Here is a 25,198-nt window from a genome sequence, read left to right as displayed (position 1 = left end):
ATCGCATTGCGAAAAAAAAACGCGCCGGGGAGGCGCGCGAGGGAATTACTTCGACTGCGCCACCGTGCGCGGCGCGATGCCGGCGTTCTTCAGGGCGGCGTCGTAGACGGGCGGGTTGAAGCCGTCGATGCGGCGGTTGCCGATCAGGATCAGCGGCACGCCCTTGCCGTCGAGCTTGCCGAAGGCTTCCTTGGCGGCCGGCGACGTCTGGACGTCGTAGTCGGCATAGGCGATGCCGCGTTCGTTCAGGTACTCGCGCGCCTTGGCGCAGAACGGACAGGTCGAGGTGCCATACATCACGACCTTGGTGCCCGGGTTCGGGAAGTAGGCGGCGTAGTTGCCTTCGGTGTAGTCACCCTTGAGCCATTGCGGCACGCGGGGCGCGATGGTGCCGATGGCGATGCCGGCGGCGATGATGAGGAGGTAGGAAAGGACGGTTTTCAGGCTTTTCAATGCAGTCTCCCGTGGTGACGTCTTATTGTGTCGGCGTAGTTGCCACGGGAATATTACCGCTTCAATTGTTAAACCGAAGCAGTCAACAATGATAGGTTTTTTGCCAGGTCAGGCCGGGTCAGGCGGCGGCCGGGTTGGCGCGCCAGTGGCGGTAGATACGCAGGGCCACGTGGGCATCGTCGGCCGCGTACAGGATCTGCTTTTCAGACAGCTGCGGCAGCGCCCAGTTGGTGGTGGTGATGCGTTTCGACTTGGTCAGCGCCTGGGAGAAGAAGCGCGCCACGGCGGTCTTGGCGCCCAGCGTGTTGCGCTCGCCGCGGCGGCGCAGGGCGGTCGACAGATCGAGCACGTTGCGCGTCTCGATGCCGAGCTTGCCTTGCAGGCGGCGCAGGTCGTCGCCCAGGCCGAAGCCCACCTTCAGGATGTCGGGCGATTCGAGCACGGCGCGCAGCACGGCCTGCAGTTCCGCGCGCAGCGGCGCCGCGCCGACCTGGAACAGCCAGGCGGTGTCGTCGGTGGCTAGCTGCACCAGGTGCGGTCCGGTCGATTTTTCGCCCTTGGCGAAGGTCGGCTTGGACTCGGTGTCGAAGCCGACCACGTCGGCCGCCGTCAAGGCCGCCATCGCGGCGGCGGCATCGCCGGCGGTTTTCACCAGGCGTACGTCGGACAAGGCGATGCCGACGTACGGGGGCAGGGTGTCCTCGGCGGGCGCGTCTGCGCTCAGGCTCGTGCTCAAGGCGGGCGCGCGCTCAGTTGCGCGAGAACTTCGAGGCCAGCTGCTGCAGCTTTTCCTGGCGCAGGCGCGCCGCTTCGGCTTCGGCAGCGGCGGCTTTTTCGGCCTTCTTGCGCTCGGCTTCTTTCTTGAAGCGTTGCTGCAGCTGTTCCTTGGCATGGGTGCGGTGGGTGTCCGTCACTTCCGCGCCGGCGGTGCCGTCGAGGTCGTAGCGCACGGTCGCCTTTTCCATTGCGCGCAGGTAGCGCATCGAGCCGGTGTGGATGCCCAGCGCGGCACGCATGGTCTTGCGGTCGAGGCCGGGCATGCGCGCTTGCAGCTGCTTGTCGATACCGATGGCGAGCGGCAGGCAGTCGCGGAAGGCGGGGAATTGCTGCTGCAATTGCTTGAGCAGGGTGCGTGCCGATGGGGCCGGTTGCGCCCCTGGCGCGGCGGCCGGTTCCGACGTGCTTTCCGTGGCCTTGCCCGGCGCGGCAGCCGGCGCGGAGGTGTCCGGGCTGGTGTTCTCGGCAGGGGTGCTGGTGGTGACGTCGGCGGATTCGGCGGCAGGACTAATGGTGTTCATTGACTTCATGGTAATAGCAGGAAAGCGAAGGATAGCATGCGGGCTCGCACAAGTGCGTCTATCGTGTGACATTTGCCGGATGGCAGGAAGACGGCGCCGGACAAGCCAGGCACGCGCCGCCGGCCGCGAAATCGTGTATGATCCGCCTCTTGCCTTGCGCGCGGCTTGCGCCGGCGCAGACGGGCGGAAGAGTTGTTCGGTAACAGTTTTGCAATACTATGTGGTTTGTTTATATCCATTATGGGATATTTCAATTATCACCAATTCTTGCTTTAAGGCATAATGCCGGCTGTCCCTTCTACTCTTCTAACCGAGATTAGATACAAGCCCGTTTCACCTGACGGGCTTTTTTTCGTTCCGCCATGCACACCGCAATTTTGATCACCGCCCATCGACGTCCTGCCCCTTGCGCATCCGGCCAGGCCGCGTGCCGCCGCAGGAAAAGGCGAGCTTGATTTGCGGCCAGTGCGCCCTTAATTAGGGCCATTCCCGATTTTCTTTCCCCCGGCCCCAGCGGGCCATGGTGAATTATTGACTTCGCAGGCGTCCACCCGCCTCGACAGGAGAGTTTTTTTATGAAGAACACCGCCAAGACCTTGACCCTGACAGCGAAAAAGGCGCCGGCCAAAACCACCACGGCGCAGCTGGCCGTGCCCAAAACCGCGACCTCCTACTTCCTCGAAACGGAAGCGGCGGCCAAGGTGACGGTGGTGAAGACCCGTTCGCGGCTGGCGTCGCTGAAGGCGCAGGCCGAGGCGGTGGAGGCGGAAGTCGGGGGCGTTCCTACGGCGGGTGTTGCTGCGCCGGACCTTGCTGCGCCGGTGGCCGAAGCCGTGCCTGCGGTCGACGCCGCACCAGTCGTCGACGCCGCGCCGGTCGTCGAGCAGGCTGCGCCGGTCGCCGCTCCCGTCGTTGCTGCTGCCGCCGAGCCTGTCGCCGCCGCTGAAGGCGATGCGCCGGAAGCCGACCCTGGCTACACGGTACCGACCACGCCGGCGGTCGCCCCGGTCATCGTGCGCAAGCGCACCTCGAAGCTGGCCGCACTGAAGGCCGCCGAAGAGCCGGCGCCTGCCGTGGCCGCCGTCGCCGTTCCGGCGCCTGCCGCAGCCGCCGTCGCCGCCGTTGCCGAAGCCGCCCCGAAAGTCGTGCGCACCCGGACCCGCCGCGTCGAGCCGGGCGCGGCGTCGGGCGCCACCGCCATCGCGACCGCCGGCAGCACCGTCAGCAAGACCACCGACGCCGCCGCGCTGGCCGCGATCGATACCTCGGGCTACCTGCTGCCGCAAGTCAAAGTGCCGGGCCGCCGTGGCCGCAAGCCGAGCGAATTCATGCCGGAGAACGACGAAGTCGCGGCGCTGAACGCCGTCGAGCGCGCTGAACTGAAGGCCGTCTCCAAAGCGCGCGAGCGCAAGGCCAAGGGCATCGCCAACCTGAGCGAGGAAGGCTTCTCGAACGAGGAACTGGAAAAACGCCGCCAGCAGCTGCGTAACCTGATCAACATGGGCAAGGAGCGCGGTTACCTGACCCATGCCGAGATCAACGACCACCTGCCGGAAAACATCATCGATCCGGAAGCGATCGAAGGCATCATCGCCACCTTCAACGACATGGGCATCGCCGTCTACGAGCGCGCTCCTGAAGCGGAAATGATGCTGCTGTCGGATAACGCCGTGACGCCGACCAGCGAAGACGAAGTGGAAGCGGCCGCCGCGACCGCGCTGTCGACCGTCGACTCCGACTTCGGCCGCACCACCGACCCGGTCCGCATGTACATGCGCGAAATGGGCGCGGTGTCGCTGCTGACGCGCGAAGGCGAGATCGAGATCGCCAAGCGTATCGAAGGCGGCCTGAAGGACATGGTGCAAGCCATCTCGGCCTGCCCGATCACGATTTCGGAAATCATCGCGCTGTCGCACAAGATCGCCAGCGACGAGCTGAAGATCGACGAAGTCGTGGACGGCTTCGTCGACCTGAACGAAAACGCCGCCGCCACCACGCCGGCGCCGGCTGCCGCTTCGTCGGACGACGATGAAGAGGAAGAGGAAGAAGAGGACGAAGAAGAAGGCGGCGAAGCCAGCGGCGGCGCGGCCGGCTACTCGACCGAGCAACTGGCGCAGCTGAAGAAGAGCGCCCTGGAGAAGTTCAAGCTGATCGAAGAACAGTTCGACCGCATGGGCCACGCCTTCAAGAGCACCGGCTATGGTTCGGCTGCCTACGTGAAGGCGCAGGACATCATCTCGAACGAGCTGCTGGGCATCCGCTTCACGGCGAAGGTCGTGGAAAAGCTGTGCGACACCCTGCGCGGCCAGATGGACGAAGTGCGTTCGATCGAGCGTGCCGTGCTGGACATCTGCGTGAACCGCTGCGGCATGCCGCGCGCCCACTTCATCAAGGTCTTCCCGGGCAACGAAACCGACCTGGAATGGGGCGACCGCGAAGTCGACTGCGCCTACCCGTACAGCGCGGTGCTGAGCCGTAACCTGCCGGCCATCAAGGAACTGCAGCAGCGCATGATCGACCTGCAGGCGCGCGTGGCGCTGCCGCTGGCCGACCTGCGCAAGATCAACAAGCAGATGGCTGCCGGCGAAAAGCGTGCGCGTACCGCGAAGCGCGAAATGACCGTCGCCAACCTGCGCCTGGTGATCTCGATTGCGAAGAAGTACATCAACCGCGGCCTGCAATTCCTGGACCTGATCCAGGAAGGGAATATCGGCCTGCTGAAGGCGGTGGACAAGTTCGAGTACCGTCGTGGCTACAAGTTCTCGACCTATGCCACCTGGTGGATCCGCCAGGCGATCACGCGTTCGATCGCCGACATGGCCCGTACCATCCGCGTGCCGGTGCACATGATCGAGACCATCAACAAGATGAACCGCATCTCGCGCCAGATCATGCAGGAAACCGGCAGCGAGCCGGATCTCGCTACCCTGGCCGAAAAGATGGAAATGCCGGAGAACAAGGTCCGCGAGATCATGAAGATCGCCAAGGAACCGATTTCGATGGAAACCCCGATGGGCGAGGACGGCGATTCGCAGCTGGGCGACTTCATCGAGGACAACACGACCCTGGCGCCGCTGGACGCCGCGCTGCACGCGTCGATGCGCAACGTGATCAAGGAAGTGCTGGACTCGCTGACCCCGCGCGAAGCCAAGGTGCTGCGCATGCGTTACGGCGTCGAGATGTCGAACGACCACACGCTGGAAGAAGTGGGCAAGCAGTTCGACGTAACCCGCGAGCGGATTCGCCAGATCGAAGCCAAGGCCATGAGCAAGCTGCGTCAGCCTTCGCGTTCGGACAAGCTGAAGACCTTCCTGCACGAGAAATAAGCCGACTTCGGTCGAATGAGAATGCCGCCCCGTTTCGACCGGGCGGCATTTTTTTGTGCCCATTGACCTGTGGCCCGGGATGCTTATTGGCCTGCGGCCTGTTTCAATGGCGGCCTGCGGCCGAAACAGTACGGTGGGCACTCCGTGCCCACGCGGTACGCACGTGTCCGTAGCCACGGACAGGAAGGTGTCGCTCGTACAGCATGAGATGGACGTGGCTGCCGTTTGGGTTTGCGGGCGATGTTCCACCGCCGCAGGCAAAAGGATACGCACGCAGCTGCGTGGGCACGGGGTGCCCACCGTACGGTCAAGGCCGCAGGCCACAATCACGGCCGCAGGTCACAATCACAATCACGATCACAATCACGGCCGCAGGTCACAATCACAATCACGATCACAATCACGGCCGCAGGTCACAATCACAATCACAATCACGATCACGATCACGATCACGGCCGCAGGTCAGAATCACGATCACGGCCGCAGGCCGCCATTGGCGAAGGCCGTTGCGATCACGCGGCGCTCAGCCACTTTTCCGCAAACACCTCGGCCGGCACCGGCTTCCCGAAGTAATACCCCTGCGCTTCGCCGCACCCCAGCGAGCGCAGCGCCTGCGCCTGCGCGCCTTCTTCCACGCCCTCGGCAATCACCTCCAGCCCCAGGTTGCGCGCCATGCCGATGATGGTGGTGACGATGGTGTAATCATGGCGGTCGGTCAGCATGTCGCGCACGAACGACATGTCGATCTTCAGCTTGTCCGCCGGCAGCCGCTTCAGATACGCCAGCGACGAATACCCGGTCCCGAAGTCGTCGATCGCAATCGCAAACCCATCCTCGCGCAGGGTTGCCATGGTGCGGATCGAGCCTTCCATATCCGCCATCAACCCGCTCTCGGTCAGCTCCAGCGCCAGGCAGCCGGGCGCGATGCCGGCGGCGCCGGTGATGCCGCGGATGCTGGCCACCAGGTCGGCTTCTTCCAGTTGCTGGGCCGCGAGGTTGATCCACAGGCGCCCGGGGAAGCGCAAGCCGGCGTCGACCCAGGCGCGCATCTGGCGGCAGGCTTCGCCCAGCACCCAGCGCCCGAGCGCGCAGATCATGCCGCGGCTCTCGGCAATCGGGATGAACACACCGGGACTGACCCAGCCGCGCTGCGGATCGCGCCAGCGCAGCAGGGCTTCGGCGCCGATGGCGCGGCCGTTCGCCAAATCCACCTGCGGCTGGAAATGGAGCTGCAGCGCGCCGGCGGCCAGCGCGCTGGATAAGTCCTTGGCCAGTTCGATGCGCTCCAGCAGGCCCATGCTCATCTCCGGCTGGTAGAACATGAAGCCGCCGCCGGCCGCCTTGGCGCGGTACATGGCGATGTCGGCGCGTTTCAGCAGATCGTCCATGCAGGCGCCGTCGCGCGGGAAGGTGGCGATGCCGATCGACAGGCCCACCGGGAAGGTCTGGCTGTGCGTGGCCACCGGGTCCTGCATGGCGTCGACCAGGCGCCCGGCAATGCGCGCGGCCACCGCGGCGTCGGCGCGCTCGGCCACCACCACGAACTCGTCGCCGGCCAGGCGCGCCAGCACTTCTTCTTCGCGCAGCGCGGCCTGCAAGCGCCGCGCCACCTTCACCAGCACCTGGTCGCCGACGCCGTGGCCCTGCGTATCGTTGATCTCCTTGAAGCGGTTCAGGTCGAGGAACAGCACGGCGAGGGGATCCCCGGCCTGGGCCGCGCGTTCGAGCGCACTGGCCATGCGGTCGGTGAGCAGGGTACGGTTGGCCAGGCCGGTGAGGGTGTCGTACAGGGCCAGGTTGCGGATCTTTTCGTCGCTGGCCTTGCGCTGGGTGATGTCGGTATTGATGACCAAAAAGGCTTTCGGCCACTCCTCCTCGTCGCGCACCAGGGTCCAGTAGCCTTCCACCGTGAGCAGGGCGCCATCCTTGCGCCGCTGGGCGATCTCGCCGCTCCATTCTCCTGCCTCCAGCGTGATCTTCACCACCGCGCTTGATGCGGCCGGGCCGTCGCGGTACAGCCAGTGGTCGATGCGGTGGCCCAGCACTTCCTCGCTGCTCCAGCCGTACAGGCGCTGGGCGCCCTTATTCCAGAACTGCACGCGGCCGTCGATGCCGCGCACGATGATGGCGTCGCGCGCCTTGTCGAGCAGCGAGGCCTGGTCGCGGTAGCGCGCGGCATGGTGGCGCGCTTCGTCGCGCAGGCGCTGCTCCTCGGTCACGTCTTCGGCCATCACCAGCAGGCGCCGTTCGCCCTCGGCCAGCACGATCGCCTCCATCGCCACGCGCAGGTGCTTGTCGCCGAGGTCGACGCCGATGCCGTGGCGGGTGTCGCCGGCGGCCAGCAGGGAAGCAGCCAAATCACGAATCGCCGATTTCGGGATCACCGCGCCGAAGTCCTGGCCGCGCATCTGCGCTTCGTCGGCCAGGCCGACGATGTCGCAAAAGGCGCGGTTCATGCTCTGGATGTAGAGCTCGCCGTCGAGCACCATCAGCCCGGTCGGCAGGCTGGCGACGATGGCCTCGGCATAGCGCTGCAGGGCAAGCATGGCGCGCCGGTCGGTGATGTCGGTGAGGGCGCCGGCGACGCGGATCGCGTAGCCGGCCGCGGTGCGCTGGGCGTGGCTGAGGGCGCGGAACCAGCGGTATTCGCCGCTCTTGCAGCGCAGGCGGTAGGTGACGTCGTAGGGCGTCCGGCCGCTGCGGTCGTGGATGTGGGCGGTGAAGGCGGTAACCGTCGGCAGCACGTCGTCGGGGTGCAGCAGTTTCAGGAGGCTGGCCAGGCCGTTCGGCAGTTCGCCCGTGTCGCCATAGCCGACCATGCGCCGCACCTGCTCGGACCAGATGAATTCGTTGGCCGGGTCCATCAGCTTGCGCTTGCCCAGTTCCACGTCCCACAGGCCGTCGCTGGTCGATTCGCGCAGCAGCGCGAAGCGGGCCTGCAGGCGCTCGTGGGCATCGCGCAGGGTGGCGAGGTCGGCAAGCGCCGCGCTGCCCGTGCGCCGCGCCAGGCCGAGGCGTTGGCGCAGGCGCGCACCGAGCGGGTTCCCGGGTCGTTTCGAAAGAGGACGCACTGGTCACCTCGTGATGGGCTGGTGGGCGGAAGCGGGAAGTATGAACGCCGCCTCTCGCATTGTCTCCGTGCAATTGGCTCAACATTAAAGAATGCTGATGTTGGTCAAAATGCACCGTTGCAGCGCATGCGCAACGTTTCTTTGTCACCCTGCAAATACCCAAATTGAATAAGGTTGACCAGCTTGCCGCGCTCGGGAGACCATGCACTTGAGCAATTTTCCTCTTCTAACAGACCCTTCCCATGTTCGCCCGACTCCTACGCCGCTCGTCCATCAAGACCAGGCTCATGCTCGGCATGGCCGCCTGCCTGCTGCTTTTCATCGCGATTTCCGCTGCCCTCAGCGTCAGCCTGACCGGCCGCGGCATGCGCGCGCGCGTCGTCAACCACGAGTTGCCGGCCGTGGTCGGCGAGATCCGCAACGACGTCCTGCGCCAGATCACCGGCCCCTTGAGCGCCTCGCTTGGCGTTGCCGGCAATACCTATGTGCAGGCCTGGGAACGGGCTGGCCTGGACGACGCAGGTCTCGACGCATGGCGTACCTACGCCGCGCGCCTGAAGGCCGACAACAAGGCCGCCACCGTGTTCTGGGCCTCGCCCTCGACCCTGAAGTTCATGGACGAGAGCGGCTTGAGCTATATGCTGGAAAAGGACAATCCGCGCGACGCCTGGATGAGCAAGTTCCTCGCCAGCGGCCAGGCCCACGAACTGAACATGAACGCCGATCCCAAGACCGGCGAACTCAAGCTCTTCATCAATACCCGCGCCGACGCCGGCGACGGCAAGCTGGCGGTGGCCGGTCTCGGCCTGTCGATCAATGCGCTCGGCGAGGCGGTGCGCGCCTACAAGGTCGGCGCGTCGGGCTACGTGTACCTGGTGCGCGAGGACGGCACCATCCTGCTGCACCGCGACGCCGCCCTGGCCGACGGCGCGCACAACATGAAGGACCTGCCGGGCTTCGGGCCGGATCTGGTGGCGGGCCTGCTCGGAAAAGCGAAGTTCGCGCATGCCGCCCACGCCTCGGCGCAGGGCGAGATGATCGTGGCCTCGTCGTATATCCCCGAGCTGGGCCTGTACGTCATCGCCGAGGTGCCGGAAAGCGAAGTGCTGGGCGAACTGACCCGCTCGACCCTGCTGGCGAGCCTGGCGGCCGGCGTGATCGGCGGCGGCATCGGCCTAGTGCTGATCTTCCTGATCAGCCGCGCGATCGCCGCGCCGGTCTCGCGCGCCGCCGCCATGCTCGACGAGATCGCCGACGGCAAGGGCGACCTGACGCGCCGCATGCCGGTCGAGAGCGAGGACGAAGTCGGCCAGCTGGCCGACGCCTTCAACCGCTTCGTGTCGTCGCTGAACCGGACCATGAGCGAGGTGCGCGACAGCACCCACGCGATTGCCGGCGCCTCGGCCGAAATCGCGGCCGGCAACCTGAACCTGTCGAGTCGTACCGAAGCCCAGGCATCCAGCCTGGAAGAGACGGCCGCCGCGATGGAGGAATTGACCTCGACCGTACGCCAGAATGCCGACAATGCGCGCCAGGCGAACCAGCTGGTGATGTCGGCCAGCGGCCAGGCGCGCGCAGGCGGCACGGTGGTGGGCGATGTGGTGGCGACGATGGGCGCCATCTCCGACAGCTCGCGCAGGATCGCCGACATCATCGGCGTGATCGACGGCATCGCCTTCCAGACCAACATCCTGGCGCTGAACGCGGCGGTGGAAGCGGCGCGCGCCGGCGAGCAGGGGCGCGGCTTCGCGGTCGTCGCCTCCGAAGTGCGCAGCCTGGCCCAGCGCTCGGCGGCGGCGGCCAAGGAGATCAAGGATTTGATCGGGGCCTCGAGCGAGCAGGTGGAGGCGGGCGCGCGCCTGGTCGACACGGCCGGCGCCACCATGACCGGCATCGTCCAGGCGGTGCAGCGCGTGGCCGACCTGATGAGCGAGATCGACGCCGCCAGCAGCGAGCAAAGCCAGGGTATCGGCCAGGTGAATGTGTCGATCGCGGCCATGGACGACGTGACCCAGCAGAATGCGGCGCTGGTCGAGGAAGCGGCGGCGGCAGCGGGCGCGCTGGAAGAGCAGGCGGCCAGGCTGGCGCAGGTGGTGAGCGGCTTCAAGCTGGAAGAAGAGGGCGGGGCGGTGCTGGTGGCGCAGGCGCCGGTGCGCAAGCTGCTCGGCCGGTGATCGCATCGCGCCGTCCGAGAGCACGGGTGGTGGGTTCAAGAACCCACCCTACCGCGATATGTAGGGTGGGTTCTTGAACCCACCAGGCAGGACTGTCCGCGGCTCTGCCTTTCCGGACATTCCTGTCCACATTCTCCCGCGCGCCGCTGCGATTTAACAATCCTCCCGGCTTGCGTGCGCGCCGTTTCGCGGCATCTGACTATGATGCAGCGATGCGCGAAGACTATTCCTATGCAGTATTTACCTGCACAAAAGCCCGCTGTCCCGGGGAATTGTGTATCAGGGTCGCGCACGATTGCCCTGCCTATTGTGGATTTCCCGTAATCCGTCGCAGCGCTGCAACTGTTACATGGCCGTTTTGTATCAACCATGTATCTGCCTCCCGTGCGCGCGTGTTTCCGTGTAGCATCGCCCCCTTTTTGAAAGTTCCACCACACGCGCGCCCGGCCGGGCGTGACGTCATTACCGAGAACTGTTATGTCTGACGAAACCAAATCCCCCTCCCGCCGGAGCCTGATCAAGAGTCTGGTCTTCGTGCCGATGGGCGTCGGCGTTGCCGGCGCCATCCAGGGCGTCACCGGCGCCAGCGCCAGCACGACGACCACGGCCGAAGGCAAGCCCGACGACTACAAGCCGACCTTCTTCAATGCCGATGAATGGCGCTTCCTCGGCGCCGCCGTCGACCGCCTGATCCCGCACGACGAACACGGTCCGGGCGCCGTCGAATCCGGCGTGCTGGAATTCCTCGACCGCCACATGCAGACCCCGTACGCCAATGGCGGCCTGTGGTACATGCAGGGCCCGTTCCTGGAAGCGGCGCCCGAGTTCGGCTACCAGGGCAAGCTGCCGCTGCGCGACATCCTGCGCGTCGGCATCAAGGCGATGGACGCCCACTGCACCGCCAACTTCTCGGGCAAGCGTTTCGCCGACCTGGGCGTGGCCAAGCAGGAAGCCCTGCTCAAGGATGCCGAAGCCGGCAAGATCAAGCTGGAAAACATCTCGGCCAAGCTCTTCTTCAGCAACTTGCTGAACGAAACCCGCAACGGCTACTTCGCCGACCCGCGCCACGGCGGCAACAAGAACATGGGCGCCTGGAAGATGATCGGCTACCCGGGCATGCGCGCCGATTACCTCGACTGGGTCGAGGTACGCGACAAACCGTATCCGATCGGACCGGTGGACCTGGCAGGACGCAGAGGATAACAAGAACATGGCAATCGTAAAAAACAAAGTAGACGTCGTTATCGTCGGCATGGGCTGGACCGGCGCCATCATGGCCAAGGAACTCACCGACGCCGGCCTGAATGTGGTCGCGCTCGAGCGCGGCCCGGACCGCGACACGCAAACCGATTTCTCCTACCCGCGCGTGGTCGACGAGCTCGAAGGCTCGGTACACCGCAAGTACCTGCAGTCGCTGAACCAGGAAACCGTGACCATCCGCCACGGCATCAACGACACCGCCGTGCCTTACCGCCAGATGGGTTCGTTCAAGCCGGGCACCGGCGTCGGCGGCGCCGGCAGCCACTGGTCGGGCGCCCACTTCCGCGCCCTGCCGGAAGACTTCAAGGTGCGTTCCAACCTGGAGCAGCGCTTCGGCAAGAACTTCATCCCGGCCAACATGACGGTGCAGGATTTCCCGGTGACGTACGAAGACCTGGAACCGCACTTCGACCACTTCGAATACGTGTGCGGCACCTCGGGCAAGGGCGGCGTCATCAACGGGCAGATCGTCGAAGGCGGCAACCCGTTCGAGGGTTCGCGCAAGCGCGACTACCCGCTCGGCCCGAACCCGAGCTACCTGGGTGCCGAATGGTTTTATAAAGCCGCGCGCGAAATGGGCTACCACCCGTTCCCGATCCCGGCCTCGAACGCCTCGGCTCCGTACATCAATCCGTACGGCTGCCAGATGGGCCCGTGCAATGCCTGCGGCTTCTGCTCGGACTACGGCTGCCTGAACTATTCCAAGGCCAGCCCGAACGTCAACATCCTGCCGGTGCTGCGCACCCGCGAGAACTTCACCCTGCGCACCCACGCGCAAGTGCTGAAGGTGAACCTGACCGCCGACAAGAAGATGGCCACCGGCGTGTCCTACCTCGACGCGGAAGGCCGCGAAACCGAACAGCCGGCCGACCTGGTCCTGCTGTGCGCGTTCTCGCTGTTCAACGTGCACATGATGCTGGTGTCGGGCATCGGTACCCCGTACGACCCGGTGTCGAAAACCGGCAACGTCGGCAACAACTACTCGTACCAGAACCTGAACCGCGTCTCGCTGTTCTTCGACGAGACCGTGCAGGCCAACCAGTTCATCGGTATCGGCGGCGCCGGCACCACCTTCGACGACCTGAACGGCAACCGCAACGATTCGTCCAAGACCGGCTACATCGGCGGCGGCATCATCTGGGCGCGCCAGCCGGGCGCCGGCCCCGTGCGCGGCATCGCCACGCCGCCGGGCGTGCCGGCCTGGGGCAGCGAATGGAAGAAGGGCGTGAAGGAAGCCTTCCGCCACTCGTTCTATTACGAAGTGCAGGGCTCCTGCATGTCGTACGACGACGCCTACCTGAGCCTGGACCCGACCTACAAGGATGCGTTCGGCCGTCCGCTGCTGCGCATGACCTTCGACTGGCACGACAACGAGATCAAGGCTTCGCAGTACCTGGTCGAGAAAGCCACCGACATGTGCAAGGTCCTGGGACCGAAGGCGATGAAGGGCGACGCCAAGAAGGACGGCTCGCACTACAACATCACCCAGTACCAGTCGACCCACACCTGCGGCGGCGCGATCATGGGCGTGAACCCGAAGACTTCGGCCCTGAACAAGTACCTGCAGTCCTGGGACGTGCCGAACGTGTTCGCGCCGGGCGCCAACGCCTTCCCGCAGAACAACGGCTACAACCCGACCGGCATGGTGGGTGCACTGACCTACTGGTGCGCCAAGGCTGTTCGCGAGCTGTACATCAAAAACCCGGGCCCGCTGGTGCAGGCATAAGACGCAAGGATGAGCATGAGTTCCAAGAAAAAAATCCTGGCCGGCGTCGTCGGCGTGGGCGCCCTGGTGTTCGTTGGTGCGCTGGCCTACGCGCTGATCCCGACCGAGACCCGCGACATCGGCGCGGGTCCGCAAGTGGCGGCCGGTAGCGCCGAAGAGAAGCAGCTGATCGAAGCGGGCCGCTACGTGGCTGTCGCATCCGACTGTATCGCCTGCCACACCGCGGGCAACGGCAAGCAGTATGCCGGCGGCCGTGGCATCGAGTCGCCGATCGGCACGATGTACGCCACCAACATCACGCCGGACAAGAAGACCGGTATCGGCAACTACACGCTGAACGACTTCGACCGCGCGGTCCGCCATGGCATCAAGCCGGGCGGCGGCACGCTGTACCCGTCGATGCCTTACCCGTCGTACGCGAAGATGAGCGACCAGGACCTGCGCGCCCTGTACGTTTACTTCATGAAGGGCGTGGCGCCGGTGGAAGCGGAAAACCGTGCAAGCGATATTCCGTGGCCGCTGTCGATGCGCTGGCCGCTGTCGATCTGGCGCAAGCAGTTCGCGCCGGCGGTGGCGCCGGTCGACACCAGCAAGTACGCCGACGCGAATATCGCGCGCGGCGCCTACCTGGTGCAAAGCCTGGGCCACTGCGGCAGCTGCCATACCCCGCGCTCGAACACCATGAGCGAGCTGGCGCTTGACGAATCCGGTCCGGAGTACCTGTCGGGCGGTCCGCTGATCGACGGCTGGCTGGCCATCAACCTGCGCGGCGACAAGGTCGGCGGCATGGGCGCCTGGAGCCAGGAAGACATCGTCGCCACCCTGAAGAGCGCACGTAACAGCCACACGGCTGTCGTCGGCGGTCCGATGAACGACGTGGTCTCGCACAGCACCCAGCACATGACGGATGCCGACCTGAACGCGATGGCGGCCTACATCAAGACGCTGCCTGCGACGGGCAAGACGAAAGCGACCTACACGGTGAGCGACACGACAGCGAAGGAACTGTTCGCCGGCGTCGAGAAGAACCGCGGCGCCCAGCTCTACCTGGACAACTGCGCGGCCTGCCACCGTACCGACGGCAAGTCGAACCAGATCGTGTTCCCTGCGCTGCCGGGCAACCCGACCGTGCTGCAGGATGATCCGACTTCGCTGATCCGCGTGGTCCTGGCCGGTAGCCGCCTGCCATCGACCAAGACCGCACCGTCGGACCTGGGCATGCCGGGCTTCGCATGGCGCCTATCGGACGACGAGGCCGCGCAACTGGTGACCTTCGTGCGCCAGAGCTGGGGTAACAACGCCGCCACCGCCACCGCTTCGCAAGTCGAGAAGGTCCGCAAGGGCATGGACGAGCAGGAGCTGAAAGCCGGTAATGTGACCTCGCTGGAAGAAATGCGCAAGATTACGGGTGCGGAGCAGAAGGTGCACTAAGCCGTTGACGCTTGCAGGCCGGCGTGACCGGTCTGCTGCCGAAGATGCCGCCTGGGCTATTCGCCCCGGCGGCATTTTTTTTCGTCTGCGAACAAACCGCCGCAGCCAGTCCGGGCATCGAACATGGCTTCAGCTTGTGCTTGTGCGATTCCTTTGCGGCATGGCCGAGGAATCGCACTACCACATGCATTCGCCTTCCGACACCTCGAGCGACAAGGACAAATAGCTTTGCGCCCGTTCCTGGATACAGCTGTCGAACTGCGCCTGGAAGGCCGGCATGGCGCCTGCCGGGGAAGCCAGGATGGCCGCGAGGCCGGCCGCCGCTGCTCCCTGGACGGCGCATTGCTGGATATCGTTCTGGATGCCGGCGACCGTGGGCGTCTCGACAACAGCGTAGGCGTGGACTCTTTGTTCGGCCGTGACCACGGTCGGTGAGGGCGTGCCGAAGATGCCGTCGTTACGCCATTCAACCTTCGAGCATGGCGTGATGTTGCCCCAGCCTAGCTCGACCCTGGTCGTTTCTGCAGCGGCCTGGCTGCAGAGGCTGGCGGCCAGCAGGGCGAGAGTGCTGCATGCGATCCGAGACATGATGATCCCCTTTCTCAAGCGTGCGTTCCGAAGTGGTTCCTGCTCGTCGAGACACATCCCTTATTCGAGGGTGTATCCCGGTGGGGGGATAAGGCATGTTCGTTTTTGATGATTAGACCGGGTTACAGACGCCGAGTTGCGCGCGACCGTGTGCCGATGCCGGGCGGCCCGGATCGATGGCGGCAGACAAAATGCTTGCCACGAGAGCAAGGCCGTCTCTACACTGCGAGGTCCCGTTTGCTTGCCACCGGCGACAATGCGGGGCGAAGGCGCAGCCAAATCCCGATGAGGCCGGGGCAATTCGATCAACAGTCAACACAATGGAGAGTCACGATGCGGATGGTGTTGTTGTTCCTTGTACTGGCATTGGCCAATATCGCATCGGCGAAAACGCCTTACCAGATGCGCGATGTCGTGCTGCTGCAGCCTGATGCCGTTCTGCATGAGCGGATCATGCCGAGTGCACTGGCACCATACATCCGCTCGGTGAACGCCGTTGCGGGCGAGGTGCTGGCGGGTGAACAACGTGAACCGGCGGGCGGCTTCCTGGTCCTTGCGATCCGGCCTGGCAATCAGTCCGCCGCATGGCTCGATATCCGGCCCGGCTTGCCATCCGGCCTGGCGCAGGTGCTGGTTTCGCGGCTGCGCGCGATTCCACCTCCCACGGTCGAGAAAGGGGCCGTCATCTTTGCCATACGTGCTGGTTTGTGGGGCGGTACGCCTTCGACAGAGAGTATGCCTGCGGTGACAGAGTGGACGGAAGCAGCCGCGAAGGCGGGAGCGCCGCTCCCGATCGACGAGCTGGTCGAACGCACATGGCCGCGCTAGTACGCCGACCGGCGACACATGCCGACAACGCCCAGCCAGTCGCGTTTGCGCGGCGGCCACTTCGGCGTACCCAGGTTAGCCAAGATTGCCCAGGTGCGAATGCGCGCCGTACGCAAGGCTCAGCACCGTCGTGCCGTCAGTCAGGAGCATCATCACCGGTTCGATGCCATTCCCTTGCCGGCCCTTGAATATCGTGCCTGCCAACCGGAACGCGCCGACATCAGGATTGGGAGAACTGACCTCTGCTTCGATGTCATCGCCATCGAAGCGCGCATCGATCCAGTGATAGATCCCGTCATCCTGCGCATGGTAACGCAGCGTCGCACGCCATCCTTTCGCGTCGAGATCGATTTCGGCATAGCCATTCGTCGTGATCCACCGGCCGTGTATATCCGCTGACATGACCCAGTTCCAACGCTGCATGCCGACCCTCCTATATGTTGTTGCGGGTCGCCAGCCAGCACAGGATCGCGCCGCCGTAGACCATGGCCGCGCCCTGCCAGAAGGCCAGGGACAACGGTGCGCGCAGCAGCAGCGTCGAGAGCGCCGCCGAGAACACCGCGATGAAGTAGGACGCGCCAGCCAGGACCGTCACGTTCCCGTGGAGGATGCCCACGTTCCAGGCGCCGTAGCCGAATCCCATCGCGCCAGCGGCCAGCACGAGGTAGACGACCGCTTCCAGACTGAAGTCCATGGCGCCGCCACCTTCGAGCAGGTACTTGATCCACAAGGTGATCGACACCAGGATGAAGAACAGCGTCACGCCGTTCTTGCCGTTGGCGATGCGCGCCGTCACGGTGCAGTAGGCGGCCCAGATCAATGCGCCGGCAAAAGCCAGGCCGTAGCTGAGCGGGCTGTCGCGCACATTAGCCAGCATGCCGGCGACATCGAAGCCGCCGTCGCCGCCCAGCACCCAGCAGATGCCGACGATCGACAGCGCGAAGCCGGGCACGATCAGCCAGTTGGCGCGCTGGCGGTTGAACAGGATGGCGGCGATCACGGTGAAGGTCGGCCACAAGTAGTTGACCATGCCAACCTCGATGGCCTGGCGCGCCGTGCTGGCGTAACCGATCGACAGCGCCAGGCACAGCTCATAGCTCACGAACAGCAGGCTGCCCCAGGCCAGGTAGCGGCGCGGGAATTCGCTCAGCTTCACATGCCCGACCGACAGCAGCAGGAAAACGGAGGCCAGGCTGTACATCATGGCCGCACCGCCAGTGGGGCCGAGGTGATCGCTGACGCTGCGGATCAGGCCGACGATGGCGCTCCACAGGAGAATCGCCACCAGTCCGATCAGGGTTGCCTTGTTCGTGCCGTGCATGCCGCCTACTCCAGCCTGATCGCCATGTCGAAGATCCAGGTACGGCGAATTTCGATCACGTCGTACTGGCGGGCGAGGGCAGGCGGGAATTTGCCGTAGGGCGCCTGGTTGGCCACCACCTGCTCGATGGCCGCATCGAGTGCGCGGTTGCCGCTGGAGACGACAAACGTCACCTTCTCGACCGAGCCGTCGGCGCGTACGGCCACCGTGACGATGGGCTGCGCATGCGGCTGTTTCACCAAGTCGCGCACGGCGTCGAACGACTGGTTCATTTCGATCTTGTGGCTCATGGCCTGCGCGTACTGGACCATCTCGGCATTCGGGTCGCTGCGGCCGAACAGCCAGCCGCGGCGCAGGCTGCTGGTCGTGGGCGGGAGCTTGGCCGCGGCGTCGCGCTTGGCGGCTTCTTCGTTCAGCTGCCTGCCGATGGCGCGCAGGCGTTCTTCGCGCCGTGCTTCCTGTTCGGCTTTCTCGCGCTGGGCCAGGGCCAGCTTCTCCTGGGCCTGGCGCGCCTGTTCCTGTCCTGCCTGTTCCTGTCTTGCTGCTTCCTGGCGCGCAGCTTCCTGGGCGAGGGCTTCCTGACGTGCGGCTTCACGCCCGGCGGCTTCGCGGCGCGCGGCTTCCTGCTTTTGCGCTTCCAGCTGGGCCAGGCGCGCTTGCTCCTGGCTCACCGCTTCCTGGCGGGCGGCCTCGCGTTGCATGCTTTCCTGGCGTGCCGCTTCCTGTGCGATAGCTTGCTGTCGCGCGGCCTCGCGCTGGGCGGCGTCGCGGCGGGCGGCTTCCTGTCTTTCGGCTTCCAGCTGCGCCAGGCGGGCTTGCTCCTGGCGTGCGGCCTCGGCGCGTGCGGCTTCTTGGCGCGCCTGCTCGGCCAGGCGGGCCTGTTCCTGCTCCTGTGCTACGCGGCGCTGCGCCTCTTGCTGGGCCAGGGCCTGGCGTGCGGCCTCCTGGCGTTCGGCTTCGGCCTTTGTCGCCTGCTCGGCCTGCCTGCGTTGTTCCTGGCGCGCCGCTTCGAGCTGGGCCTGACGGGCTTCTTCCAATCGCAGGGCATCCAGGCGTGCAGCTTCGACGCGTGCGGCTTCCGCCTGTTGCCGGACCTGCTCCAGCCGCGCGGCCTCGCGCTCGGCGTTTTCCTTTTGGACGAGGGCAAGGCGATCGGCTTCGCGTTGGGCTGCCTCGGCGCGGGCGGCTTCCTCGCGACGCTGTTCCTGCTCGGCTGCTGCGTCAGGCTGGGTGTCGGCGGTGCGCGGCAGGGTGATCGCCGGTTTCGGGGCAGGCGGCGCTGGAGGAGCTGGAGGCGCTGGTGCCGGCGCGGGTGCTGCGGGCGGCGTTGCCTCGATCACCGGAGCAGGCGCGGGCACTGACATCGACGCCGGTTTCTCCGTGTCGCTGCGTTTCGGCGTGGCGGTGAGGGCCGGTGTCGAAGGCTGCCGTTCCGGCGTGGCGTGGGGTGTGGCGGCGGGCGCCGGCGGTGTGGGCTGGGCCGGGGCGAGCGAAATACGTAAATCGTTGGCGGCGAGCCGGCGTTCTTCCCAGGGGAAGTGCAGGCCGGGCAGGCCGAAGGCTTCACCACCCAGCGTGAGGCTCAATAGCAGCGCGTGCGCGATCAGGGAGATCGCGATCGCAAGGTGCAGGCGTCTTGGGCCGGGAGGGGTGAAGGGAATGGCTCTCAAATTCCGAGGGGCGTTGGTTGAAACCTGGCGATATTAGCAGTTCTGCAGCAAGCGCAGCGTATAACGGCTGAGCAGGCTGCGGCGATCGACGCGTGGAGTGATTCAGTCCAGTGGACTGAATCACGAGCCGTCCACCCTACATTCGACGCTTAGCCGGTATTGCGCAAACCGGCGGCCACGCCATTGATCGACAGGTGGATCCCGCGGTGCACGCGCGGGTCCATCTCGGCGCCGCCGTCTTCGCCCGCCTTGCGCGACATCGCGCGGTGGCGGTGGATCAGCTCGACCTGCAAGTGGTTCAGCGGGTCGAGGTAGGCGAAGCGGTTCTGGATCGAGCGGGCCAGCAGCGGGTTGCCGGCCAGGCGTTCGCCGGCGCCGGTGACCGCTTCCAGGCGGCGGATGGTTTCGCCGTGTTCCGCCGCGATGCGTTTGAAGATGCGTTCGCGCAGCGCCGCATCCGGCACCAGCTCGGCGTAGCGCGAGGCAATCGCCAGGTCGGTCTTGGCCAGCACCATGTCCATGTTCGAGAGCAGGGTGGCGAAGAAGGGCCACTCCTTGAACATCTCCTGCAGCGTGGCCAGGCGTTCATCCGCGGTGCCCTCTTGCTGGCCGTCCTCCAGCCAGCCGGCGACCGCCGACCCGAAACCGTACCAGCCCGGCAGCAGCAGGCGGCACTGGCCCCAGGAGAAGCCCCAGGGAATCGCGCGCAGGTCTTCGATGCGGCGAGTCGACTTGCGCGAGGCCGGGCGCGAGCCGAGGTTCAGCTCCGCGATCTCGGCGATCGGCGTGGCGGCGAAGAAGTAGTCGGTGAAGCCCGGCGTCTCGTAGACCAGGTTGCGGTAGGCTTTATAGGCACGCTCGGACAGCTCGGCCATCACGCCCTCGAAGCGCGCCAGGCGCTCGGCCTTGTCGCCTTCCTGCGGGTGCGGGGTCAGGCTCGCCTCCAGCGTGGCCGCCACCAGCAGCTCCAGGTTGCGCCGGCCGATCTCGGGGTTCGAGAACTTCGAGGCGATGATCTCGCCCTGTTCGGTCAGGCGGATCTGGCCGTTCACGGTGCCCGGAGGCTGCGCCAGGATCGCCTGGTAGCTCGGGCCGCCGCCGCGGCCGACGGTGCCGCCGCGGCCGTGGAACAGGCGCAGCTTCACCTTGGCGCGTTCGAAGACTTCCACCAGTTTCAGCTCGGCCTGGTACAGCTCCCAGTTCGAGGTCAGGAAGCCGCCGTCCTTGTTCGAATCCGAGTAGCCGAGCATGACTTCCTGCAGCCGGCCCTGGTGCTCGATCACGCGCGCCACCGGCGGCAAGGCCATCCATTCTTCCATGATGGCGGCCGCACGCTGCAAATCGGGAATGGTCTCGAACAGCGGGATCACCATCACGTCGGACCGGCCCTGCGACACGTGCAGCAGGCCGCCTTCCTTCTGCAGCAGCAGCACTTCCAGCAGGTCGGACACCGCCTCGGTGTGCGAGATGATGTAGTTGCGGATCGCACGCGCGCCGTAGCGCTGGCGGATCTCGCGGGCGGCGCGCACGATGGCCAGTTCCGATTCGGTTTCCTCGGAATAGCTTTCGTAGGGCGTGTACAGCAAACGCGGTTGCGCCAGTTCGGCCAGCAGCAGTTTCACCTTGTCGTCTTCCGACAGCGCCGCGTAGTCGGCTTCGACACCGGCCTTTTCGAACATCTCGGCCAGCACGCGTTCGTGCACGTCCGAGGTCTGGCGCATGTCGAGCGAGGCCAGGTGGAAGCCGAAGATGCGCGCCGCGCGCATCAGGCCCGCCAGGCGCGGCAGGATCAGCATGGCGCCGTGGTTGGCGCCCAGCGAGTCGGCGATGACCTGCAGGTCTTGCGCGAACTCGTTGGCGTCGGCATACGGCTCGGCGTGGCCGACTTCCTTGCGCAGGATGTTGGTCGCGCCGAGTTCGCGCGCGCTGGCGGCCAGGCGCGCGTACATGCCGATCAGGGCGCGGCGGTAGGGTTCGTCCTCGCGGTGCGGCGACTGGTCGGTCGAGCGCTCGGCCAGCGACTGCATGGCGGGCGTGATGTCGACCATCAGCGTGGAGGTCGACAGCTCGGCGCCGAGCGTGTGCACCTCGTCCAGGTACCAGTCGAGGATGGTGGTGGCGTGGCGCATCACGGCGTGGCGCATGGTGCCGGCGTTGACGTTCGGGTTGCCGTCGCGGTCGCCGCCGATCCAGCTGCCCATCTGCACGTAGGCATTCTCGCCCAGTTGCGCCGGCGCGCCGTGGTACTGGACGCCGATCTCGTCCTCGATGTCGTCGTACAGCGCAGGCAATTCGCGCAGGAAGGTGATGCGGTAGTAGGAGAGGGCGTTCTCGATTTCGTCGGCCACCGTCAGCTTGGTGTAGCGCAGCATGCGCGTTTGCCACAGGGTGGCGATCCGGGCGTGCATCAGCTGCAGGTTGCGCACCTGCTCCTTGGGCGTGAGCGGCTGGTCGCGTTCGGCCAGCAGGCGCGCGATGTCGTGCTCGGCGTCGAGGATGCTTTTACGTTGCACCTCGGTCGGGTGGGCGGTGAGCACCGGCGAGATCAGGGCGTCCTTGAAGAAGCGCTCCACCGTGTTTTGCTCGACGCCGGCGGCGCGGAGTTTACCGAGGGCGTAGCCGACGCTGCCTTCGCGCGGCGGCGAGCCGTTCAGCAGGTGGGTGCGGCGGCGCCGGTTGTGGTGCTGGTCTTCGGCGATGTTGGCCAGGTGCGAAAAGTACGAGAAGGCGCGCACCACCGAGATGGTCTGGTTGCGCGTCAGCTTGTGCAGCAGCGCCGTGAGTTCCTGGCCGGCCTCGGGATCGGCGTCGCGGCGAAAGCGCACGGCGGTCTGGCGGATGGTCTCGACCACGTCGAAGACGGCGTCGCCTTCCTGGTCGCGCAACACGTCGCCGAGCAGGCGGCCGAGCAGGCGGATATCTTCTTTCAGCGGGGCGTCCTTGTCGGCGCCGGCGAGGGTGTCAGGTGCAACAGGTTTGTCCATATCGACCACTAGTTCTCTATTGTTGGAAACGCCGGGTTGTACGTGGCGGTCGGCCACGTTGAAGATGAAGCCCCATGCTAAAATTTATGGTCCTTTGCAAGGGCCGTCACTGGCATCGGCTGGTGAGCAACGACAGTGAAAGAATTTGTGTGAAAGCATCCGACATGACGCAGCAGGTGGAAGTGCCATCGCAATTGATTATCGCATCACGCGAGAGCCGCCTCGCCATGTGGCAGGCGGAGCACGTGCGCGACCGTCTCGCCGCATTATATCCAGATTGCCAAATTAGCATCCTCGGGATGACGACGCGTGGCGACCAGATCCTCGACCGCACCCTCTCGAAGGTGGGCGGCAAGGGCCTGTTCGTGAAAGAGCTTGAAGTGGCGATGGCCGAGAGCCGCGCCGACCTGGCCGTGCACTCCCTGAAGGACGTGCCGATGGACCTGCCGGAAGGTTTTGAACTGGCGGCCGTGCTCGAGCGCGAAGACCCGCGCGACGCCTTTGTCTCGAACGACTACGCCAGCCTCGATGCGTTGCCGCCCGGCGCCGTGGTCGGCACCAGCAGCCTGCGGCGCCAGGCCCTGATCGCCGCGCGCTACCCGCACCTGGTCATCCAGCCGCTGCGCGGCAACCTGGACACCCGCCTCGGTAAGCTCGACCGCGGCGATTATGCCGCCATCATCCTGGCCGCCGCCGGCCTCAAGCGCCTGGGCCTGCCGCAGCGTATCCGCAGCGTGCTGGAACCGGAATTGAGCCTGCCGGCCGCCGGCCAGGGCGCGATGGCGATCGAGATCGCCAGCGGCGAGCGTAGCGACGGCGTGGACTTGCGCGCGCTGCTGGCGCCGCTGAACCACGCGGACACCGCGCACGCCGTGATGGCCGAGCGCAAGGTCTCGAAAATCTTCGGCGGCAGCTGCCAGATCCCGCTGGCTGCGCACGCCACCGTCGACGGCGCCAACATGCACCTGCGCGCCATGGTCGCCACGCCCGACGGCAAGCGCAGCGCGCACGCCGAACTGACCGGCGCTGCAAACCAGCCGGAGCTGCTGGGCGAGCGTGTGTCCGCACTGCTGGATCAACAGGACGCGCGCGCGATCCTGGAAGCGATCAGGCAGGACGCCGCCAGCGATGCCTGACAAGGTCGTCATCACGCGCCCGCGCGCCCAGGCCGAGGGCCTGGCGCAGGCCGTCGCCGCCCTCGGGCGCACGCCAGTGCTGTTGCCGCTGCTGGAGATCGCGCCCCTGGCCGACCAGTCGGCGCTGCGCGCGGTGCTGGCCGGGCTGGATAACTATGCCCTGGTCGCCTTCGTATCCCCGAATGCGATCGACGCGGCGCTGGCCCATCTGCAGGAGCGGCTGGCGGCCTGGCCGCGCCAGGTGGCGCTGGCGGTACTGGGCGAGGGCAGCCGCGCCGCGCTGGCGCGTCATGGCCTCACCGAGGCGAACGCCACCATTGTCGGGCCGCAGGACCCGACGCGCAGCGATTCCGAGAACCTGCTGCATACCCTCGACCTGGCCGCCTTGCGCGGCAAGCGGGTGCTGATCGTGCGTGGCGAATCGGGGCGCGAGTTGATGGCCGAGGGCTTCCGGGCCGCCGGCGCCGAGGTCGACGTCGTGCCGGCTTACCGGCGCAGCGTGCCGGCATTGACCCCCGAATTGGCGGCGAGCTTGCGCGGGTTGCTGCTTGAGCCGAACGATTGGCTGCTGACCAGTTCCGAGGCGCTGCGCGGGCTGTTCGACCTCCTGGCGCTGGCCGATCCATCATTAGTGGCAAAAATGCAACAGCAGCATGTGATCGTTCCTCATGCGCGTATAGCGGAAACGGCCGCCGCCCTGGGATTGGCCCATGTCACGCTCACCGGCTCGGGCGACGAGCGCCTGCTTGCCGCGTTACAATCTAGAACATGAACGAATTGCCGAATCATCCAGAGCTGCCGTCGACGCAGCCCGCCGCAGCGCCCCTGGCGCCGGCCCCCGAATCCATCGCGCGTGCGCCGGTGCGCGGCCCCAGCCTGGCCGACTCCCTGATGCGTCCGCTGCCGCTGGCCGTGATCGCGCTGGCGGTGCTGCTGGTGGCCCAGACCTGGTCGAGCCACAGCCGCATCAACACGCTGCGCAGGGAAATGGCGACCAGCCTGCAAAAAGGCAACGAGATCAATGCCGAGACCGCTTCACTGGCGCGCGATGTCGCCGAGCAGTCGAAGGCCTTGCAGCTGAAGGTCGGAGTGCTGGAAAGCCGCCAGCTGGAAAGCCAGAGCCAGCAGCTGGCGCTCGAGCAGCTCTACCAGGACCTGTCGAAGAGCCGCGACGAATGGGCGCTGTCGGAAGTCGAGCAGGTGCTGTCGACCGCCAGCCAGCAGTTGCAACTGGCCGGCAACGTGCAGGGCGCGCTGATCGCTTTGCAGAACGCCGACCGCTCGCTGTCGCGTTCCGACAAGCCGCAGTTCATCACCGTGCGCCGCGCGATTGCCAGCGACATGGAAAAACTCAAGGCGCTGCCGGCCGTCGACCTGGCCGGCGTGGCCGTGCGCCTGGACAGTGTGATCGCCCAGGTCGACACGCTTCCGCTGGTGTCCGACGAGCAGCCGCTGCTGCCGGCCGCGCCGGTACGCGCCGGCCGCGTGCAGGCGCAACATGCCGCGGCGGCCGGCCCAGCCGGGGCGGCTGCGCCGGCGCCGCTGGGCGTGGGCGAGCGCATGGTGCAAACCTGGCGTAACTGGACCGAGGAGATGTGGGACGACATCCGCCAGCTGATCCGCGTGCGCAGCGTGAACACGCCGGATGCGCTGATGCTGTCGCCGGAGCAGCGCTATTTCGTGCGCGAGAACCTCAAGCTGCGCCTGCTGAACGCGCGCATGGCGCTGCTCTCGCGCGACGAGACCACCTTCTCGGACGACCTGACGTCGGCGCGCCAGACGCTGGAAAAATACTTCGACACGCGGGCGCGCACGACCCAGCAGGCGCAAAGCGCGCTGCGCCAGGTCCAGGCCAACAACCTGTCGATCGAGATGCCGACGCTGGCCGAGAGCCTGAACGCCGTGCGCAACTACAAGACGAAGCCCTGATCC

18 protein-coding genes are annotated in these 25,198 nt (G+C 66.0%); 9 read left to right on the top strand and 9 right to left on the bottom strand.

Annotated elements, in window-relative coordinates; translation table 11 throughout:
• Window positions 1-45 precede the first annotated feature (45 nt).
• The 3 genes from QPK31_RS17970 to QPK31_RS17960 all read right to left on the bottom strand — a co-directional run bounded on the left by QPK31_RS17970 (window position 46) and on the right by QPK31_RS17960 (window position 1,751).
• Entirely contained in the window at window positions 46-453 is a 408-nt protein-coding gene (locus tag QPK31_RS17970) for a glutaredoxin family protein (protein ID WP_290424265.1), read from the bottom strand.
• A gap of 118 nt (window positions 454-571) precedes the next feature.
• A complete protein-coding gene (locus QPK31_RS17965; RefSeq protein ID WP_290424264.1) occupies window positions 572-1,189 on the bottom strand; it encodes a 3'-5' exonuclease in 618 nt (205 codons plus the stop codon).
• A gap of 13 nt (window positions 1,190-1,202) precedes the next feature.
• The gene (locus tag QPK31_RS17960; protein ID WP_290424303.1) at window positions 1,203-1,751 is read right to left on the bottom strand and encodes a ProQ/FinO family protein; all 549 of its coding nucleotides are present in this window, start codon (window positions 1,749-1,751) and stop codon (window positions 1,203-1,205) included.
• 575 nt (window positions 1,752-2,326) lie between these two features.
• Here QPK31_RS17960 and rpoD point away from each other — a divergent pair.
• Entirely contained in the window at window positions 2,327-5,077 is a 2,751-nt protein-coding gene (gene rpoD, locus QPK31_RS17955) for an RNA polymerase sigma factor RpoD (RefSeq protein ID WP_290424263.1), read from the top strand.
• 512 nt (window positions 5,078-5,589) lie between these two features.
• On the opposite strand, the gene QPK31_RS17950 is transcribed toward rpoD, so the two are convergent.
• Window positions 5,590-8,148, bottom strand: coding sequence for an EAL domain-containing protein (locus tag QPK31_RS17950; protein ID WP_290424262.1), 2,559 nt, complete (start codon window positions 8,146-8,148; stop codon window positions 5,590-5,592).
• A gap of 242 nt (window positions 8,149-8,390) precedes the next feature.
• On the opposite strand from QPK31_RS17950, the gene QPK31_RS17945 reads away from it, so the two are divergent.
• From QPK31_RS17945 to QPK31_RS17930, 4 genes are all read left to right on the top strand, one after another.
• Window positions 8,391-10,322 (top strand): methyl-accepting chemotaxis protein, encoded by a 1,932-nt coding sequence (locus QPK31_RS17945; RefSeq protein ID WP_290424261.1) that lies wholly within the window; start codon window positions 8,391-8,393, stop codon window positions 10,320-10,322.
• A 477-nt stretch (window positions 10,323-10,799) separates the two neighbouring features.
• Complete coding sequence (locus QPK31_RS17940; RefSeq protein ID WP_290424260.1) at window positions 10,800-11,525, top strand: gluconate 2-dehydrogenase subunit 3 family protein; 726 nt, start codon at window positions 10,800-10,802, stop codon at window positions 11,523-11,525.
• 7 nt (window positions 11,526-11,532) lie between these two features.
• On the top strand, window positions 11,533-13,308 hold the full coding sequence (locus QPK31_RS17935; protein ID WP_290424259.1) for a GMC family oxidoreductase: 1,776 nt from the start codon (window positions 11,533-11,535) through the stop codon (window positions 13,306-13,308).
• A gap of 15 nt (window positions 13,309-13,323) precedes the next feature.
• Complete coding sequence (locus QPK31_RS17930; RefSeq protein WP_290424258.1) at window positions 13,324-14,739, top strand: cytochrome c; 1,416 nt, start codon at window positions 13,324-13,326, stop codon at window positions 14,737-14,739.
• 177 nt (window positions 14,740-14,916) lie between these two features.
• On the opposite strand, the gene QPK31_RS17925 is transcribed toward QPK31_RS17930, so the two are convergent.
• Window positions 14,917-15,327, bottom strand: a complete 411-nt coding sequence (locus tag QPK31_RS17925; protein WP_290424257.1) for a hypothetical protein — start codon at window positions 15,325-15,327, stop codon at window positions 14,917-14,919.
• Window positions 15,328-15,660: 333 nt separating this feature from the next.
• On the opposite strand from QPK31_RS17925, the gene QPK31_RS17920 reads away from it, so the two are divergent.
• Window positions 15,661-16,155, top strand: a complete 495-nt coding sequence (locus QPK31_RS17920; protein WP_290424256.1) for a hypothetical protein — start codon at window positions 15,661-15,663, stop codon at window positions 16,153-16,155.
• 75 nt (window positions 16,156-16,230) lie between these two features.
• Here the strand turns inward: QPK31_RS17920 and QPK31_RS17915 are convergent, their stop codons facing one another.
• From QPK31_RS17915 to ppc, 4 genes are all read right to left on the bottom strand, one after another.
• Window positions 16,231-16,578 carry a hypothetical protein gene (locus tag QPK31_RS17915; protein WP_290424255.1) on the bottom strand — a complete coding sequence of 116 codons (348 nt, stop codon included), beginning with the start codon at window positions 16,576-16,578 and terminating at the stop codon, window positions 16,231-16,233.
• Between the two features lie 10 nt (window positions 16,579-16,588).
• Entirely contained in the window at window positions 16,589-17,476 is an 888-nt protein-coding gene (yddG, locus tag QPK31_RS17910; RefSeq protein ID WP_290424254.1) for an aromatic amino acid DMT transporter YddG, read from the bottom strand.
• Between the two features lie 5 nt (window positions 17,477-17,481).
• Window positions 17,482-19,146: a TonB C-terminal domain-containing protein gene (locus QPK31_RS17905; protein ID WP_290424253.1), complete on the bottom strand. Its 1,665-nt coding sequence runs from the start codon at window positions 19,144-19,146 to the stop codon at window positions 17,482-17,484.
• 149 nt (window positions 19,147-19,295) lie between these two features.
• Complete coding sequence (gene ppc, locus QPK31_RS17900) at window positions 19,296-22,130, bottom strand: phosphoenolpyruvate carboxylase (protein ID WP_290424252.1); 2,835 nt, start codon at window positions 22,128-22,130, stop codon at window positions 19,296-19,298.
• Window positions 22,131-22,294: 164 nt separating this feature from the next.
• On the opposite strand from ppc, the gene hemC reads away from it, so the two are divergent.
• The 3 genes from hemC to QPK31_RS17885 are packed head-to-tail and all read left to right on the top strand — an operon-like array spanning window position 22,295 to window position 25,195.
• The gene (gene hemC, locus QPK31_RS17895; protein ID WP_290424302.1) at window positions 22,295-23,266 is read left to right on the top strand and encodes a hydroxymethylbilane synthase; all 972 of its coding nucleotides are present in this window, start codon (window positions 22,295-22,297) and stop codon (window positions 23,264-23,266) included.
• Window positions 23,259-24,038 carry a uroporphyrinogen-III synthase gene (locus QPK31_RS17890; RefSeq protein WP_290424251.1) on the top strand — a complete coding sequence of 260 codons (780 nt, stop codon included), beginning with the start codon at window positions 23,259-23,261 and terminating at the stop codon, window positions 24,036-24,038. Before hemC ends, QPK31_RS17890 begins: the two co-directional genes overlap by 8 nt.
• Window positions 24,035-25,195 carry a uroporphyrinogen-III C-methyltransferase gene (locus tag QPK31_RS17885; protein WP_290424250.1) on the top strand — a complete coding sequence of 387 codons (1,161 nt, stop codon included), beginning with the start codon at window positions 24,035-24,037 and terminating at the stop codon, window positions 25,193-25,195. The genes QPK31_RS17890 and QPK31_RS17885 overlap by 4 nt, the downstream gene beginning before the upstream one ends.
• The last annotated feature ends 3 nt before the right edge of the window (window positions 25,196-25,198 follow it).

Origin of the sequence: Massilia sp. YIM B02769 (assembly GCF_030411995.1) — a bacterium.
GTDB lineage: Bacteria > Pseudomonadota > Gammaproteobacteria > Burkholderiales > Burkholderiaceae_D > Telluria.
This window is presented reverse-complemented; position numbering and strand designations above follow the sequence as displayed.

Excerpts from the sequence above, each read along its gene's own strand:
- QPK31_RS17890 (WP_290424251.1), top strand. The coding sequence starts at position 23,259 with ATGCCTGACAAGGTCGTCATCACGCGCCCGCGCGCCCAGGCCGAGGGC.
- QPK31_RS17945 (WP_290424261.1), top strand. The coding sequence starts at position 8,391 with ATGTTCGCCCGACTCCTACGCCGCTCGTCCATCAAGACCAGGCTCATG.
- QPK31_RS17940 (WP_290424260.1), top strand. The coding sequence starts at position 10,800 with ATGTCTGACGAAACCAAATCCCCCTCCCGCCGGAGCCTGATCAAGAGT.
- QPK31_RS17915 (WP_290424255.1), bottom strand. The coding sequence starts at position 16,578 with ATGCAGCGTTGGAACTGGGTCATGTCAGCGGATATACACGGCCGGTGG.
- yddG (WP_290424254.1), bottom strand. The coding sequence starts at position 17,476 with ATGCACGGCACGAACAAGGCAACCCTGATCGGACTGGTGGCGATTCTC.
- QPK31_RS17925 (WP_290424257.1), bottom strand. The coding sequence starts at position 15,327 with ATGTCTCGGATCGCATGCAGCACTCTCGCCCTGCTGGCCGCCAGCCTC.
- QPK31_RS17930 (WP_290424258.1), top strand. The coding sequence starts at position 13,324 with ATGAGTTCCAAGAAAAAAATCCTGGCCGGCGTCGTCGGCGTGGGCGCC.
- ppc (WP_290424252.1), bottom strand. The coding sequence starts at position 22,130 with ATGGACAAACCTGTTGCACCTGACACCCTCGCCGGCGCCGACAAGGAC.
- QPK31_RS17935 (WP_290424259.1), top strand. The coding sequence starts at position 11,533 with ATGGCAATCGTAAAAAACAAAGTAGACGTCGTTATCGTCGGCATGGGC.
- hemC (WP_290424302.1), top strand. The coding sequence starts at position 22,295 with ATGACGCAGCAGGTGGAAGTGCCATCGCAATTGATTATCGCATCACGC.
- QPK31_RS17920 (WP_290424256.1), top strand. The coding sequence starts at position 15,661 with ATGCGGATGGTGTTGTTGTTCCTTGTACTGGCATTGGCCAATATCGCA.
- rpoD (WP_290424263.1), top strand. The coding sequence starts at position 2,327 with ATGAAGAACACCGCCAAGACCTTGACCCTGACAGCGAAAAAGGCGCCG.
- QPK31_RS17960 (WP_290424303.1), bottom strand. The coding sequence starts at position 1,751 with ATGAACACCATTAGTCCTGCCGCCGAATCCGCCGACGTCACCACCAGC.
- QPK31_RS17885 (WP_290424250.1), top strand. The coding sequence starts at position 24,035 with ATGAACGAATTGCCGAATCATCCAGAGCTGCCGTCGACGCAGCCCGCC.